The 14,892-nt window shown below is 34.1% G+C and carries 16 protein-coding genes; 6 read left to right on the top strand and 10 right to left on the bottom strand.

Going from position 1 to position 14,892, the window contains the following annotated elements; genetic code table 11:
• Window positions 1-139: 139 nt before the first annotated feature.
• Together I7822_RS11575 and I7822_RS11570 are read right to left on the bottom strand one after the other, a co-directional pair.
• On the bottom strand, window positions 140-748 hold the full coding sequence (locus I7822_RS11575; protein ID WP_207978226.1) for a superoxide dismutase: 609 nt from the start codon (window positions 746-748) through the stop codon (window positions 140-142).
• 253 nt (window positions 749-1,001) lie between these two features.
• A complete protein-coding gene (locus I7822_RS11570) occupies window positions 1,002-2,633 on the bottom strand; it encodes a Na/Pi cotransporter family protein (protein WP_207978224.1) in 1,632 nt (543 codons plus the stop codon).
• 244 nt (window positions 2,634-2,877) lie between these two features.
• Between I7822_RS11570 and I7822_RS11565 the strand changes: the two genes are divergently transcribed.
• Window positions 2,878-3,657 (top strand): DUF1189 domain-containing protein, encoded by a 780-nt coding sequence (locus I7822_RS11565; RefSeq protein ID WP_207978222.1) that lies wholly within the window; start codon window positions 2,878-2,880, stop codon window positions 3,655-3,657.
• Window positions 3,658-3,826: 169 nt separating this feature from the next.
• Here I7822_RS11565 and I7822_RS11560 read toward each other — a convergent pair whose 3' ends face one another.
• Window positions 3,827-5,593 (bottom strand): methyl-accepting chemotaxis protein, encoded by a 1,767-nt coding sequence (locus tag I7822_RS11560; protein ID WP_207978220.1) that lies wholly within the window; start codon window positions 5,591-5,593, stop codon window positions 3,827-3,829.
• 198 nt (window positions 5,594-5,791) lie between these two features.
• On the opposite strand from I7822_RS11560, the gene yqfZ reads away from it, so the two are divergent.
• Complete coding sequence (gene yqfZ, locus I7822_RS11555; RefSeq protein ID WP_207978218.1) at window positions 5,792-6,124, top strand: protein YqfZ; 333 nt, start codon at window positions 5,792-5,794, stop codon at window positions 6,122-6,124.
• 99 nt (window positions 6,125-6,223) lie between these two features.
• The gene (ispG, locus tag I7822_RS11550; protein WP_207978217.1) at window positions 6,224-7,375 is read left to right on the top strand and encodes a flavodoxin-dependent (E)-4-hydroxy-3-methylbut-2-enyl-diphosphate synthase; all 1,152 of its coding nucleotides are present in this window, start codon (window positions 6,224-6,226) and stop codon (window positions 7,373-7,375) included.
• Between the two features lie 49 nt (window positions 7,376-7,424).
• Here the strand turns inward: ispG and I7822_RS11545 are convergent, their stop codons facing one another.
• Together I7822_RS11545 and I7822_RS11540 are read right to left on the bottom strand one after the other, a co-directional pair.
• Window positions 7,425-7,661, bottom strand: coding sequence for a hypothetical protein (locus tag I7822_RS11545; protein ID WP_207978210.1), 237 nt, complete (start codon window positions 7,659-7,661; stop codon window positions 7,425-7,427).
• A gap of 78 nt (window positions 7,662-7,739) precedes the next feature.
• Window positions 7,740-8,135, bottom strand: a complete 396-nt coding sequence (locus I7822_RS11540; protein ID WP_243459423.1) for a DUF308 domain-containing protein — start codon at window positions 8,133-8,135, stop codon at window positions 7,740-7,742.
• A gap of 142 nt (window positions 8,136-8,277) precedes the next feature.
• On the opposite strand from I7822_RS11540, the gene I7822_RS11535 reads away from it, so the two are divergent.
• Window positions 8,278-8,850: a hypothetical protein gene (locus tag I7822_RS11535; RefSeq protein ID WP_207978208.1), complete on the top strand. Its 573-nt coding sequence runs from the start codon at window positions 8,278-8,280 to the stop codon at window positions 8,848-8,850.
• 229 nt (window positions 8,851-9,079) lie between these two features.
• Here the strand turns inward: I7822_RS11535 and zur are convergent, their stop codons facing one another.
• The 3 genes from zur to I7822_RS11520 are packed head-to-tail and all read right to left on the bottom strand — an operon-like array spanning window position 9,080 to window position 11,106.
• Window positions 9,080-9,490, bottom strand: a complete 411-nt coding sequence (gene zur / locus I7822_RS11530; protein WP_207978207.1) for a zinc uptake transcriptional repressor Zur — start codon at window positions 9,488-9,490, stop codon at window positions 9,080-9,082.
• Entirely contained in the window at window positions 9,487-10,329 is an 843-nt protein-coding gene (locus I7822_RS11525) for a metal ABC transporter permease (RefSeq protein WP_207978205.1), read from the bottom strand. Before I7822_RS11525 ends, zur begins: the two co-directional genes overlap by 4 nt.
• Window positions 10,330-10,344: 15 nt before the next feature.
• Window positions 10,345-11,106, bottom strand: a complete 762-nt coding sequence (locus I7822_RS11520; protein ID WP_207978203.1) for a metal ABC transporter ATP-binding protein — start codon at window positions 11,104-11,106, stop codon at window positions 10,345-10,347.
• A gap of 178 nt (window positions 11,107-11,284) precedes the next feature.
• Between I7822_RS11520 and I7822_RS11515 the strand changes: the two genes are divergently transcribed.
• Window positions 11,285-11,539: a DUF2624 domain-containing protein gene (locus I7822_RS11515; protein WP_066334767.1), complete on the top strand. Its 255-nt coding sequence runs from the start codon at window positions 11,285-11,287 to the stop codon at window positions 11,537-11,539.
• 140 nt (window positions 11,540-11,679) lie between these two features.
• Here the strand turns inward: I7822_RS11515 and I7822_RS11510 are convergent, their stop codons facing one another.
• Entirely contained in the window at window positions 11,680-12,573 is an 894-nt protein-coding gene (locus I7822_RS11510; RefSeq protein ID WP_207978201.1) for a deoxyribonuclease IV, read from the bottom strand.
• A gap of 11 nt (window positions 12,574-12,584) precedes the next feature.
• On the bottom strand, window positions 12,585-13,901 hold the full coding sequence (locus I7822_RS11505; RefSeq protein ID WP_207978199.1) for a DEAD/DEAH box helicase: 1,317 nt from the start codon (window positions 13,899-13,901) through the stop codon (window positions 12,585-12,587).
• A 220-nt stretch (window positions 13,902-14,121) separates the two neighbouring features.
• Between I7822_RS11505 and vrrA the strand changes: the two genes are divergently transcribed.
• Complete coding sequence (gene vrrA, locus I7822_RS11500; RefSeq protein WP_207978198.1) at window positions 14,122-14,763, top strand: VrrA/YqfQ family protein; 642 nt, start codon at window positions 14,122-14,124, stop codon at window positions 14,761-14,763.
• Window positions 14,764-14,892 lie beyond the last annotated feature (129 nt).

Below are 14,892 nucleotides of genomic sequence, written 5' to 3'. Positions count from 1 at the left end.
TTGCTTTTCTAAATCTTAAGGGGAGGGTTTTATTTGTTGTTAAGAATGAGATAAATGGGGTTAATTAATAAATTATGATCTGACAGGAACAGTACAATAAAAAGAAGAGCCAACATTAGTTAGCTCTTCAATCGTACTATTATTTCGCAGAGTTAAAACGTTTTGTTACTTCATCCCAGTTTACTACATTCCAGAAAGATGCAATGTAATCTGGACGACGATTTTGATAATTTAAGTAGTATGCATGCTCCCATACATCTAATCCAAGAATTGGAGTTTTACCTTCCATTAATGGAGAATCTTGGTTTGGTGTACTAGTTACTTCTAATTCACCATTGTTAACTACTAACCAAGCCCATCCAGAACCGAAACGAGTTGTTGCAGCTTTTGCAAACTCTTCTTTTAAGTTTTCGTAACTACCAAATTTAGCGTTAATCGCTTCGCTTAATTCACCTGTTGGCTCACCGCCACCATTTGGAGAAAGGATTGTCCAGAAAAGACTATGGTTAGCATGTCCACCACCGTTGTTGCGAACTGCTGTACGAATAGCTTCAGGAACTGCATCAATATTAGATACTAATTCTTCAACACTTTTGCCAGCAAGATCAGCGTGACCTTCTAATGCAGCATTTACATTTGTAATGTAAGTGTTGTGGTGTTTTGTGTGATGAATATTCATCGTTTCTTTGTCAATATGTGGTTCTAGTGCATCGTATGCATAAGGTAATTGCGGTAATTCATAAGCCATTGGTTATTTCCTCCTTTAATATGTACAAAATAAAAGCTTTGGATTAGCTTTTCAACCTAAGGTTACCAAAATTGTCCGGTTCTTTCAATTGAAAAGCATGCAAAGACATCTTTCATTTTATACTTTTTCTAAATAATTATGTAACAATGGACCTTTTTTGTTATTTATTAGGGTATATCAGTATTAAATTATTATAAAAAAGCAAGGGAATCCCTTGCTTTTATTCAACATAGCTGATAGTGATCATTGAATATTAGCTTCTGTAGCCTAAAACAGCCTCTGCAATATTTACAGAATGATCTCCGATACGTTCCAGATTGCTAATAATATCTACAAATACGATACCTGCAGAACCTGAGCACTGACCTTCATTAATTCTTAAAATGTGTTTTTTACGTAAAGTACGCTCCATTTTATCAATTTGTTCTTCAGATTTTAATACCGTTGTAGCTAAAGCAGTGTCTTTATCGTCTAAGGATGTAATAGCATCCTTTAATGTTTGGATTGTTAGATTAAACATGTCTTCCAAATCTTGCTTGGCTGAATCCGTTAATTTCACTTTATTTGTCAGTTGGAAACCTACCAATTCAACTACATTTTCAAAATGATCTCCAATTCGTTCAATATCACGTACTGTATCCAATAACATACTATGCTCTTCCGATTCAGTAGTAGACATTTCGCTTCTTGATATTAAGATTAAATAATCTGTAATTTTACGATCAAGATTATTAATTGCATCTTCTAATTGCATAGCTGTATCTGCATGCTTTTGCAAGTATGTTTTTTGATATAAGTTTGCTTCTTCTAAACCAAGAGTCGCAAATTTACCCATACGCAACACTTCTTCTTTTGCTTGTCCTAAAGCAATGGATGAAGATTGTTCGATAAAAATTGGATCCAAGTGTTTAGCTTTATATTCAATCATTGAATCTTCACCAGGAATAAGCTTTGTCACAATCCAAGCTAGGACTGCAATAAAAGGAAATTGAATAATTGTATTTGTAATATTAAACGATCCATGTGCGAATGCTATTGTCATTTCTGGATTTAATCCAAAAGTTGATTGTAGGTATTGGATAAAAATAGTGAACAACGGTAGAAAAATCATGAAAATGGTTGTTCCAATTAAGTTAAAAATAACATGTGTTAATGCTGCACGTCTTGCTGCAATTGATGCTCCTATAGAAGCTAATACAGCAGTAATAGTTGTCCCAATATTATCTCCAAAAAGAACTGGTAAAGCAGCTCGAATGTCAATAAGACCCTGTCCAAATAACTCTTGCAGAATTCCAATTGTAGCACTTGAACTTTGTACAACAACAGTAAAGATTGTTCCAATCAAAACACCTAATAATGGGTTATCACTCATACTAACAGTTAAATCATGAAATGCTTGCAAAGATCTTAAAGGTTTCATACCAGATCCCATTAACTCTAAACCAAAAAATAAAGCACCAAATCCAAAGACAATTTGTCCCAAACTATGTATTCGCTTATTTTTAAAGAAAAAGAGCATGATTGCACCAACAAATATAATAGGTAAGGCATATTCTGCTATATCGATACCAATTATAAACGCTGTAACCGTTGTTCCAATATTTGCGCCCATAATGACACCGATTGCCTGCCTAAGTGTCATAAAACCTGCACTGACTAATCCAACTGTAATTACAGTGGTTCCACTACTTGATTGAATTAAAACTGTTACAATGATACCTGCTAAAACACCCATAAATGGATTCGTTGTAAACTTATCCAATATGTCTCTTAGCTTATCACCGGCTGACCTTTGAAGGCCATCTCCCATGTATTTAATACCAAATAAAAATATCCCAAGACCACCGATAAATTCAAATATCATCTTCTGGATATCAATTTCCAAAATGTTCAACCCCTCATTTATGTTCGTCTTTTGTCGACAAAAATCTACAACCATTACAATTATTAACGATATATTGTTTTATTGTAAAGGTATTTTAATAAATTCTTTACAAAAAATGATAGAAGGTGAAATATAGCGTTTACATAAAACTTAATCCATCTGTCTGATTGTTCTTTTCTTGTATTATCCTAAAGAGAGATATAAAATAAAAGTCGTATAAATAAGAAGGGTGTGTCGTTTTCTCATGAATGTTTTTAAACAACTTTACACAAGTATATACTCCCCTAAAATCATCTCCACATTTCGATTTCAAGGTATAGGGAAAACCATACTATTTGTGTTTATTTTATCTATGATTAGTACTATACCCACTGCATTTCATTTCACTAGTGGTTTAACAGAAGGTTTAACAGGATTTGATCAAACTCTCCGCGATGATTTACCTTCCTTTACCATCGAAGACGGACAGCTTTCAGCAGATTCTGATAAAGCAATAGAAATTAAAAAAGAAAATTTTATTATTATCTTAGATGATACAGGTGCATTTGGTGTTGATGAAATTGAAAATAAACAAAATGCAATTGGCATTTTACAGGATCGGTTTGTTTTTGCTGCGAATGGTCAGGCGCAATCATATGAATATAGTCTTTTAAATATGACTATTTCTAAACAAGACCTTATTGATATTTCAAAGCAATTTAATCAACTTCTACCTATCTTTATCTCGATTTTAGTTGTGTTAGTGTACTTATTCAGTTCCTTCGTTAAATTTATTGAAGTAACAATTTTAGCTGTATTTGGGTTAGCTTTTAAAAATAGTCTTCAAAGAAGATTAAATTTTAAACAAATTTGGGTGATTTCAGCCTATTCTACAACATTAGCGACTATATTTTTCGTCATAATGGATAGTTTACAAGTAACCGTTCCTAATGGATTCTTATTAAATTGGTTTGTTCATCTAATTGTTCTTTATCTAGTAATAAAAGAAGTCCCACCTTCAAAAAAGCCTTTAAAAACAGCATAAAAAACTATAATTTAAATTCTTGCAAATAAAAACGCGGGGTTATTCCCGCGTTTTTATTATTGGTTATTTCCACAATACTTGTTGTTTTTCATACAAAGCTCTGCGTGCCGTATTTAGCCTATCTACGAGCTCTTATCGCTTGTTAACTAACTTGTAGCAAGAAGCCATATTATTTCACTTTGAATTGTTTTGTACTTTCAGATAATGTCTTTGATAAATCTGTAAGAATTAAACCCATTTCATGAGTACGATTGATTTGAGTTATTTGTCCTTCTGATGAAGAAAGCATTTGCTCTGCACTTGCTAATGTTTCCTGTGAAATCGAAACAAAACTTTCTGAAGATTGTTCCATTCTTGGAAGTGATCTGTTTAGTTCCTGCAGGTAGTCCTTCATACCAGATAGCTTTCCATTCACCTTCGATATTTCTGTCATTAACAGATCAAAAGCTTCTTTTGACTCTTCTGCAACAACAAGGTGTGACTGGATATTACCTAACATCGTTTCAAATTCATTGTTAGCTTGATCTGAAATCCTTTCCATCATTTGAATCGAATGAGTAATTTCCTCAGTTGCTTTAGAAGATTGATCAGCAAGTTTACGAACTTCATTTGCAACTACCGCAAAGCCCTTACCCGCTTCACCTGCACGCGCAGCTTCAATTGTAGCATTTAAAGCTAGTAGTTTTGTTTGTTCTGCAATCGATTGAATAATACTAACAACCTTAGTAATAACGATCGAGTTGTCTCTAACTCCTTTAATTGTTGTCGTCATTTTTGTAAATTCTTGATCAAATTCATTCATTGAATGAATCATTTGAGAAATCCTACTTTCCCCTTTAACAGCAGAATAATTCATATCTGATGCACTATTAAATACATATTCCATATTTTGAAGAATAAGCGTTATATCACTTTTCATTTTTTGAAATGTCACAACATTATCATCTGAGCTGGTAGCTGTTTGTTCTGCTCCTGTTTTTACAACCTTGATTGCTTCTACAAGTTGACCATTTTGGAGCATTACATCATCTGATGCCTCCCTCAAGTGCTTACCTGTTGTAAAAAGCTCTGTCGTTGTTCCATTTATATGAGTAATCATTTCACGCATTTGTTTCATCATTTGGTTAAAGCTTTTATTTAAGGAGTATATTTCAGGAATATTAGTCGATAATTTAATGTCGTTTGATAAGTCTCCATACCTAACTTCTCTCATTGCATTCTGTAGCGTGGATAAAGGTTTTGTTAAACTTCTTACAAGTATAAATAAAACGGCTGTTGTAATTACAACACTTATTAAAACAACAATACCAATAAAATTAGCAAGGTGATTTACAGGCTCCATATAGTTATTTGTCGGTACAAGAATTACATAATATCCTTTTAATTCCTGTATTTCCTTAAAAGATAACGTAAAGTCGATTCCATCGATCTTCTTATGTAGAACACCATGATCTTTTTCCAATATAGCTTTTACTAACTCATCAGAAATCGTAACTCCTGGTTCCTTATTGATATCCATTGGTACAGCACCATCTTTTGACACTAGGAAGAATTTTGCTGGTAATCCATCTTGTATTAATGCAGCGGATTGTCCTGGTATAACAACATCATCCACTCTTTTTGAAAATTCATCCTCATCTCCTACATATGCAAAGGCCAAATTTTTCACAATATCAGAGGTTGTATTTACTTCTCTGTAAAGTCGTTCTTCGATAATTTTCATCGTTGTGTCTTTTGACTCACTATATGCTGTAAATCCGACAACACTAATGGAAGATAATAAGAGGAAGAGAACTAAAATAATTAATCTCGATTGAAGAGAGATTTTAGAAAAAATTGTTTGTTTATACTCTGTTTGTTGCTTTTTCTGTCTTTTTTTATGAAGCTTTTGTTTTATTTCGTTTGTTTTATTGACTAAGTTTTTTAATTTCTTCATATTTCACCCCTATCTACAATTCATTAAAAATTATGACAGGGAAATATTAAGGAAGTGTAAATCTATTGTAAATTTTTGTTGTATTTAGTCGAAAAGTCGCGAATCCTTTTTACTATTAACGCTAAATTATATTTTTTAATGGAATAAATTACTTGGACAAGCATATGTATGGGTTAATACGATATTGGAGGCAGAAAAATGAAACGAATTTCGTTATTAATAATAGGTCTTTTCCTTTGTTATATTATTTATTATGACTTTCAAATCGGGACACTTCCTGCTTTTAGTATGACAAATAGCGTGGAAACTCGAACATCATCTGTTAATAATGAAAAAAGTCCTACAATTCCGTATTTTGAAGTAAAAATTAAACAAGGTGATACGGTTTTATCCATAATAGAACGATTTCACGGTACTCTCCCTACCTCAATTGAACAAATTATTGAGGATTTTGAAGCTTTAAATGAAAATGTGAAGGCTGAATCAATATTACTAGGTGAAACATACCGTTTTCCGGATTATAAACAATAGATGATCCTTGTCATTTATTATTACTCCCTGTAAAATGAGTTGTGGGAAGTGCATTTACTAGAAAAAATAATCGAGGTCAAGTATCATTAATTAAAGATAATGAAGAACAGAGATATAAACTTATTTTTAAGGAGCGATTTACACGTGAGTGAAATCATACATCGTACTAAAACCCGTCCTGTTAAAGTGGGAAATTTAACGATTGGTGGAAATAATGAGGTTGTTATTCAAAGCATGACAACCACAAAAACACATGATGTCGAAGCAACAGTTGCTGAAATCAATCGTTTAGAGGAAGCAGGATGTCAGATTGTGCGTGTAGCATGTCCAGATGAACGTGCCGCAAATGCAATTGCTGAAATAAAAAAAAGAATTAATCTTCCTCTTGTTGTAGATATTCATTTTGACTATAAACTTGCTCTAAAAGCGATTGAAGGTGGAGCAGATAAAATAAGAATTAACCCAGGTAATATTGGGAGAAAAGAAAAAGTTGAAGCTGTTGTGAAAGCAGCAAAAGAACGAAACATCCCAATAAGAATTGGTGTAAATGCAGGATCTCTTGAAAAAAGAATCCTTGAAAAATACGGTTATCCGACAGCTGATGGGATGGTCGAAAGTGCACTACATCACATTAAAATACTTGAAGATTTAGATTTCCATGATATCATCGTTTCCATGAAAGCCTCTGATGTAAACTTAGCGATAGAAGCTTATGAAAAAGCTGCTAAGGCGTTTGATTATCCTTTACATCTTGGAATTACTGAATCAGGAACACTTTTTGCTGGAACAGTTAAAAGTGCTGCGGGTCTAGGTGTTATTTTAAACAAAGGGATTGGAAACACCCTTCGTATATCTTTAAGCGCAGATCCAGTTGAAGAAGTAAAAGTTGCACGTGAGCTTTTAAAATCATTTGGTTTAGCTGCGAATGCCGCAACATTAATTTCATGTCCAACATGTGGACGAATTGAGATCGACTTAATCAGTATTGCAAATGAAGTTGAGGAATATATAGCAAAAATCAAAGCACCAATTAAAGTTGCAGTATTAGGTTGTGCTGTAAACGGACCAGGTGAAGCACGTGAAGCAGATATTGGAATAGCTGGAGCACGTGGTGAAGGGCTTTTATTCCGTAAAGGTGAAATTGTCCGTAAGGTTCCTGAAGAAACTATGGTTGAGGAACTGAAAAAGGAAATCGATAAAATTGCTGAAGAGCATTATGCAAAGCAGGAAGCTGAAAAGCTTAAAGCATAAAAAAGTAAAAGGTAGAAAATACTTGTGGTATTTACTACCTTTTTTATTGTCATTTGAAATTCTTTTTTTTATCTTTCTCTTCATCCTCAACCGGTAGCAGCACAGCTCCAATATTACTGCTCGTGGACAAAGTGGTATCAATATTATCCTCTACCTCATTTTCTTCATAAAAACGATTTTGAATTGCATAATTTGCCGTATATGTTTCATTTTCTTGTTGCTTTGGATCAGGTCCATGTTTACCTAGTGATTTCTGAATTTTTTCATTTGCCTCATATCTATTCATACATGACTTTCTCCTTTTTAACTAATTTAGGGATTGACCATATGAGGTCAATCCCTACAATCGTTCTGTCAGTCCATTTTAGAAAAATGGCATGATAAATATTCCTAAAATGATGGAAATTGCACCAATTCCAATTGCCCATGCGCCTAAAGCATTTGCTCCTCTTCTACGTGCAATAAAGCCAACAATTATACCTGCAGCTCCTAAAATAACAGGTAAAATAAACAGTGAAATAATAGAAAGCGCTAAAGCTAAATACCCCATCCCTCTGCCTTCGCCCACTACTTCATCACGATCGGCTTCTCTGTCAACTACAGCATAGTCTCTTCTTAAGTTCACTGGTGCGGCTATTTCTGCTGCAGTCTCTTCTTTAAAATCATCTTCTATTTCTTGATCTAGTGGCGTGAATCCCTTGTAATCAGGGTTGTCAAAACGATCACGTTCTTGATTATCGAACTTATTTTCGTCTGCCATTAAGATCCCTTCCTTTCATATATAAAGGAGCATTTATAGTATGAGCTAACGATGACGAACTATAACTGTAAATCTTTTCTGTTCGTTTGAAAATTGATTATGGTACACTACTAATAGGAAGCAACGAAGGAGAGAGCATATCATGTTACGACTAGGAATTGATATTGATGGTACAATTACAGACCCTAAGACGTTTGTACCTTATCTAAATAAATCATTTAATAAAACCCTAACATATAATGATTTAAAGCAATATGATTTAACAAAGGTATTAAATATAACCGAGGTAGAATTTTGGAAATGGATGGATGAGTTCGAACCAATTATTTATAAAGAAGCACCTCTTGCCTTACATGCTAAAGCCGTTTTAGATAATTGGAAGGAGCAGCATCAGCTTTTATTTATTAGTGCAAGAAGAAAGCATTTACTCGATATAACCTACGATTGGTTTAAAGAAAACGAGCTTTTCTATCATCATATTGAATTAATTGGTAGTCATGATAAGCTTGAAGCTGTGAAAAACAATGAAATTTCAATCTTTTTTGAGGACAAGCACGATAATGCTTGTATGATTAGTGAAGAGCATCAAATCCCAGTTATACTTTTTAATACTCCTTATAACCAAGATCCCGTACCAAGCGGAGTTGTCCGTGTGGATCATTGGCTAGAAGCTAAAGACTGGGTAAATCAATGGTATGATGTGAAAGTTTTATAAGGACCAAAAGCACACAAGTGCCTTGAACAGCGACGAGAAACAAGAGCACTCCGTATGAGATAAAGGAAACACGAAGAACGTATGCGATTCGATGTTGACTTAGCGTATAAGGGGTGTGAAGTTCACTAGGCGCTGGAGCTGGACGTCAAAACGCTTAACCACAGGAAAAGAATTATAAAATTCCTAAACCTAAATATAGGGCTCTGACATCAGTTGTCAGAGCCCTTTTTTAATTGCATTGTGGACATGTCCCATATATTTCAAACTTATGGCCACTAATATCATATCCGGCTAAGTTTTCTTCTAGGTTCCCCATTGGACACCCAGGTATTTCTTTTGTTTTCCCACATTGTAAACAAATAAAATGATGATGATGGTGCTTTGTATCACAAGTAAATCTGAAATGCTTTTCACCAGATAACTCAGTCATTTCAAAAATTCCCAAATCAGCAAACAATGATAAATTTCTATAAATCGTATCAAAGCTTAAACCTGGATAATCATCCTTTAATGACTCTAATACATCTTTTGCAGTTAAGTATTTATCGTAATCAGCAAAAAGCTGGAGCATTTCTTCTCTTTTACTTGTGTATTTGTAGCCTTTTTCTTTTAATAAGTCGAGAGCTTCTTGAACATTCATGAAACTTTCCCCTTTGTTAATTTTGTCCATAATATAGCTAAGATAAGAATAAATACAGATAATATAACGATTGTTCCACCTGGTGCTAAATCTAAATAATAAGCTAGGATTAATCCAATAATAACAGAAAGTTCACCAAATAGTACAGAAAAGAAAATGGTTTGTTTAAAGCCTTTTGCAATTCGAATACTCGCTGCAACTGGTAATGTCATTAACGAGGAAACAAGTAAAATTCCAACAATCCTCATTGAACCAGCAATAACCAATGCGACAATTAATATAAAAATGAAGTGAATCCATTTTGCATGGATACCAGATGCTGTTGCATGTTCTTCATCAAATGATAACAAGAATAGTTCCTTATAAAGAAGAAAGATGGTACCAATAACAAAGACTGTTATCGCTATTATTACATATAAATCTGTGCGGCTAACTGCGCTAATACTACCGAATAAATAGCTAAAAAGATCTGTATTAAAACCATCAGCTAATGAAATAAAAATTACACTAATACCTACACCACTAGATAAGATGATTGGAATTGCAAGTTCTTGGTAATGCTTATAAACTGTACGAAGCTTTTCAATGAAAAGAGATCCCGTTACAGAAAAAGCCATTCCTAAATAAATAGGGTTTAAGCCAGCAAATGCAGCAACCTTTTTCTCAAGTAACAAGCTTGCTGCAATTCCTGCTAACGTCACATGACTTAATGCATCAGCAATTAGAGACATTCGTCTTACAACTACAAACACGCCTAACAGCGGTGCAATTAATCCAATTAACATACCTGATAAAAATGCATTTTGTAAAAATTCATATTCAAAGAGACTGCTTACCATTTTTTATATCCTCCATTAATGGGAGTGGTCATGTGTCAACACATGTAATGAGTGTCCATAAAAATCAGACATCTCATCATCCTTTAATAATTCAAATTCTCTAGAGTTACCATGAAAATGTAGATATTTATTAATACAAGCCACATGTGTTACCTTATCTGTGATTGTTCCCACATCATGCGTAACTAAAATTAACGTAATCCCCAAATCTCTATTCAAATGCGTTAGCATTTCATAAAAGTTATGAACGGTTTGTGAATCGACACCTACTGTTGGCTCATCTAATATCAATAACTTAGGATTACTTACAATTGCACGAGCAATAAATGCACGTTGCTGCTGGCCCCCTGAAAGCTCTCCAATGTTCCTTTTTGCAAACTTGCCTAATCCTACAGCTTCAATTGCTTCATCGACATGCTTACGGTCTTTTGGACTCATAAATTTGAATAAACCTAACTTGGATGTTAAACCGCTCGAAACAACTTCAAAAACTGATGCAGGAAAACCAGTATTAAAGCTATTTGCTTTTTGTGAAACAAAGCCAACTTTATGCCAATCCTTGAATTTTTGTATCGTTTGCCCAAACAACTTTATTTCTCCCTGCTGCGGTTTTAGTAACCCTAACAAGCATTTTAATAAGGTTGTTTTACCTGATCCATTTGGACCTACAAGCCCAACAAAACTTCCTTGTTCAATCGTAATATTAATATCTTCTAACACTTTTTGCCGATCATATGTGAAATTCACATCATTTATTTCAATTATAGGTTGCTTCATTGACTTCATCCTTTTCAAATTAAGAATCGTTCCGATTTACATCTAGTAAATATCCACGATTGTTTATAACATATAAATTATACAGAAATATATTCTCTATGTAAAGGATGAAAATTCAACCGTAAAAATCGCACATTTTAAATAAACCTCCATACATTGTTTGAGAGGAGGTATGGAAATGATCTTATTTCAAAAAATTATTAACCAAAAGCTTAACAACATATCGGTAGAGGAATTAATGCAGTATGCAAAACAATTTAATGTTACAATAGGTCGAGCCCAAGCGGTTGAGGTTGTAAAAGCCATGCATGGTCAAAATATAAATATTTTTAATCAAAACGAGAGAAAACAATTATTACAGAAAATTTCAAGTATCACCTCTCCACAAACTGCACAACAGGTTAATCAAATTTTTCAAAAATTCACTAATTAATAAGTACTTAGAATGGAATAAATGAAGAAAAGACAGGATCAATTTCTTTTGATCTGTCTTTTCTTCGGATTAGTTAAAATTTTTTAGCATTACATATTTACAACACTATGAAACGTATATGTCAAAATGTTTTTATCATCTTATTGATTCATGATCTTATCTAATAGACCTTCATCAAATGACTGTTCCTTGAACATATTAATTTCAAATTTATAAGGAGGTTTTTTGTATTTTTTATCCTCACCTACAAATGGAGTTTCAAGTATTTTAGGGATATTTATTAAAGACGGGTGATGAATGACCTTATTTAACGTTTCAAAACCAATATGCCCGAAGCCAATATTTTCATGACGGTCTTTGCTAGCTCCCTTTGGATTCTTACTATCATTAATGTGCAAAACCTTTAAACGATCTAAACCAATGATTGAATCAAACTCCTCTAATACTCCATCAAAGTTATTTATGATATCGTAACCAGCATCATGTGTGTGACATGTATCAAAACAGATTGATAAATGCTGGTTATGTGTAACACCATCAATGATCTTAGCCAATTCATCAAAAGAACGTCCACATTCAGAACCTTTTCCTGCCATTGTTTCTAATGCGATTTGAACTTCCTGATTTTGTTCAAGTACCTCATTTAAGCCTTCAATAATCTTATTAATGCCAACCTCTGTACCTGCTCCTACATGTGCCCCTGGATGAAGAACAATTTGTCTAGCACCTAAAGCATGGGTTCTCTCTATTTCTGAACGGAGGAAATCAACACCTAACGCAAATGTAGCTGGATTTGTTGAATTGCCAATATTAATAATATAAGGCGCATGAACGACGATTTCATCAATTCCATTTTCCTTCATATGGGCTTGTCCAGCTTCAATATTTAAGTCCTCAATTTTCTTACGTCTAGTGTTCTGAGGTGCACCTGTGTAAATCATGAATGTATTTGCTCCGTATGAAACTGCTTCTTCACTTGCAGCTAACAGCATTTTTTTACCACTCATTGAGACATGTGATCCAATTTTAAGCATGAGTTCTCCCCCTATCTGCTTTTTTTATCTAATCTTCTTTTTCTCTTTTTAATTTGGTCCATTTCACGAGTCATTTTCTTTTTATAGCCTGGTTTAACCTTTTTAGGTTTTTGGACGATACTTTTTGCTAAAACATCCGCTTCATCTGCAACTCTTTTTCGCTTTTGACGACGTTGGCGATCATCTAAATCTTTCCATTCCCCACCGACAAAATCTTTATTAACAAATTCAATACCTAATTTCTCTAATTTGTTTAATGCATCCTCATCAGATGAATCAAAAAGTGTAACAGCAATCCCCGAACTCCCCGCACGTGCTGTTCTACCAACACGATGAATATAAAAATCTAATTCTGTTGTTGGAATCTCATAGTTAATGACATGACTAACACCTTTGATGTCAATACCTCTTGCAGCTAAATCAGTTGCAACAACATATTGGAAGTCAAGATCATTGATTTGTTTCATCATTTTTTTACGATCACGAGGCGATAAGTCTCCATGAATCCGGCCAACCTTTAAGCCTTTCTCAATAAGAGCATTTGCAACTTCATCAGCATTCTTTTTTGTATTTGTAAAAACGATCGCCAAAAATGGATTAAATTTCACTAACATGTCGTGGACCAATTTTATTTTGTCACGATGTCTTGTCGGTACTAGAACATGCTCAATTTTTGCTGCAGTAACTTGTTTAGGTGCTACATGTGTGAACTTTGGATTTTCTAAATATTTTTTTAGAAATGGTTTTAGCTTTTCTGGGATTGTTGCAGAAAACACTAGAATTTGTAAGTTGTCAGGCATTTGACTAGCTACCATATCAACTTCTTTAATGAAACCCATGTCAAGCATTAAATCTGCTTCATCAACGACAAATGTACGTACTTTATTAACAATTAACGCTTGTTCCTTCACTAAATCGTTAATTCTACCTGGTGTTCCAACAACAATATGTGGCTGAGTTTTTAGCTTGTCTATCGTTCGTTGTTTGTCAGTCCCGCCAATATAACATTTCGCTATGATTTCTTCCTTTGAAAAAGCAATGACCTTAACAACCTCGTTATAGATTTGTGTCGCTAGTTCTCTAGTCGGTGCAGTAATAACAACCTGTACTTCTTGACGTTCAGTATCAATCTTGTTTAATAAGGGTAATAAATAAGCATGTGTTTTCCCTGTACCCGTTTGGGATTGACCGATTGCACTTTCGCCTTTTAATATTGAAGGTATTAGCCTCTCTTGAATTTCAGTTGGTTCAAAAAATTTCAACTCATTCGATAATGCTTCTATAATAAACGGTTTTAATGAAAATCGCTCAAATTTTGTTTTTTCCATCCGTGTCATCTCCTTTTAGATAAAGCTTTATCACACCCTTAAAGGTGTATTCTTTATCAGTCCATCATTACATTATACCAAAATTCACAAAATAACTCAATGTTTGTCAGAAAGTGAACTTCCATTAGTGAAATAATACTTCTTTAATAATACGGAAACCATTCTCTAATCATTTGCATAGTCTAAGGATAGGGCAACTTATTTTGGAAGGAGGATTTATATGTTTCCACAAAGACCGATGCCTCCTATGAATTCTAGAGGTTTTTTTCCCGGGCAAGGCCAAATGCCAATGGGACGTCAGCCTTTACAAGGTCCTTTTATGGGTGGTGGACAAATGGGTCCACAAATGCCTGTAAGAGGCGGAGGGTTAAAAGGATTATTATCTAAGATTATGCCAGGGAGTCAAGGTACAACTGCTATTAATCCACAAGGGTTTATCCAAGGAGCAACAGGTGCTTCAAGGGCTACTGGAGCGCTTCAAGGAATAACAAACCCTGCAAATATTTCTAGCATGCTTGGAAATGTTCAAAAGGTTTTAGGAATGGCACAGCAAGTAACCCCAATGGTTCAGCAATATGGTCCCTTGGTGAAAAACTTGCCAGCCATGATCAAAATCTACCGTGAATTAAAAAATAGTGATAGTGATGATGAAGTCAATACTAGTGATGATGCTCCTGAAACCAATACAGTAGTGACCTCTGAAGAAATACCAACAACTAGCAATCAAAAACCAAAAAGAAAGACGTCTACAAATGAGTCTACTACTACCAAGACAGAAACAGAAACAGAATCAGTGACAACTAAAGAAAGTAAAAAACGTCCATCAACACCAAGAGGCTCAAGACCAAAAATGTATATCTAATATTCCTCTTTGTAATCTTCCCTTATGTTCGATATAATATTAAGAGATTATGAGAGTAAAGAGCCGTTTTGCGGCTTTTTTTCAATAGAAGAAAGGGACAAAGATCGAGTAGTTTTCAATCTAAACCCT

The organism is Metabacillus bambusae (genome assembly GCF_017497975.1).
In the GTDB taxonomy this organism is placed as follows: Bacteria; Bacillota; Bacilli; order Bacillales; family Bacillaceae; genus Metabacillus; species Metabacillus bambusae.
This window is presented reverse-complemented; position numbering and strand designations above follow the sequence as displayed.

Coding starts and splice junctions, on each gene's coding strand:
- I7822_RS11575 (WP_207978226.1), bottom strand. CDS start 748: ATGGCTTATGAATTACCGCAATTACCTTATGCATACGATGCACTAGAA.
- I7822_RS11565 (WP_207978222.1), top strand. CDS start 2,878: ATGAATGTTTTTAAACAACTTTACACAAGTATATACTCCCCTAAAATC.
- I7822_RS11560 (WP_207978220.1), bottom strand. CDS start 5,593: ATGAAGAAATTAAAAAACTTAGTCAATAAAACAAACGAAATAAAACAA.
- yqfZ (WP_207978218.1), top strand. CDS start 5,792: ATGAAACGAATTTCGTTATTAATAATAGGTCTTTTCCTTTGTTATATT.
- ispG (WP_207978217.1), top strand. CDS start 6,224: ATGAAGAACAGAGATATAAACTTATTTTTAAGGAGCGATTTACACGTG.
- I7822_RS11545 (WP_207978210.1), bottom strand. CDS start 7,661: ATGAATAGATATGAGGCAAATGAAAAAATTCAGAAATCACTAGGTAAA.
- I7822_RS11540 (WP_243459423.1), bottom strand. CDS start 8,135: ATGGCAGACGAAAATAAGTTCGATAATCAAGAACGTGATCGTTTTGAC.
- I7822_RS11535 (WP_207978208.1), top strand. CDS start 8,278: ATGTTACGACTAGGAATTGATATTGATGGTACAATTACAGACCCTAAG.
- zur (WP_207978207.1), bottom strand. CDS start 9,490: ATGAATGTTCAAGAAGCTCTCGACTTATTAAAAGAAAAAGGCTACAAA.
- I7822_RS11525 (WP_207978205.1), bottom strand. CDS start 10,329: ATGGTAAGCAGTCTCTTTGAATATGAATTTTTACAAAATGCATTTTTA.
- I7822_RS11520 (WP_207978203.1), bottom strand. CDS start 11,106: ATGAAGCAACCTATAATTGAAATAAATGATGTGAATTTCACATATGAT.
- I7822_RS11515 (WP_066334767.1), top strand. CDS start 11,285: ATGATCTTATTTCAAAAAATTATTAACCAAAAGCTTAACAACATATCG.
- I7822_RS11510 (WP_207978201.1), bottom strand. CDS start 12,573: ATGCTTAAAATTGGATCACATGTCTCAATGAGTGGTAAAAAAATGCTG.
- I7822_RS11505 (WP_207978199.1), bottom strand. CDS start 13,901: ATGGAAAAAACAAAATTTGAGCGATTTTCATTAAAACCGTTTATTATA.
- vrrA (WP_207978198.1), top strand. CDS start 14,122: ATGTTTCCACAAAGACCGATGCCTCCTATGAATTCTAGAGGTTTTTTT.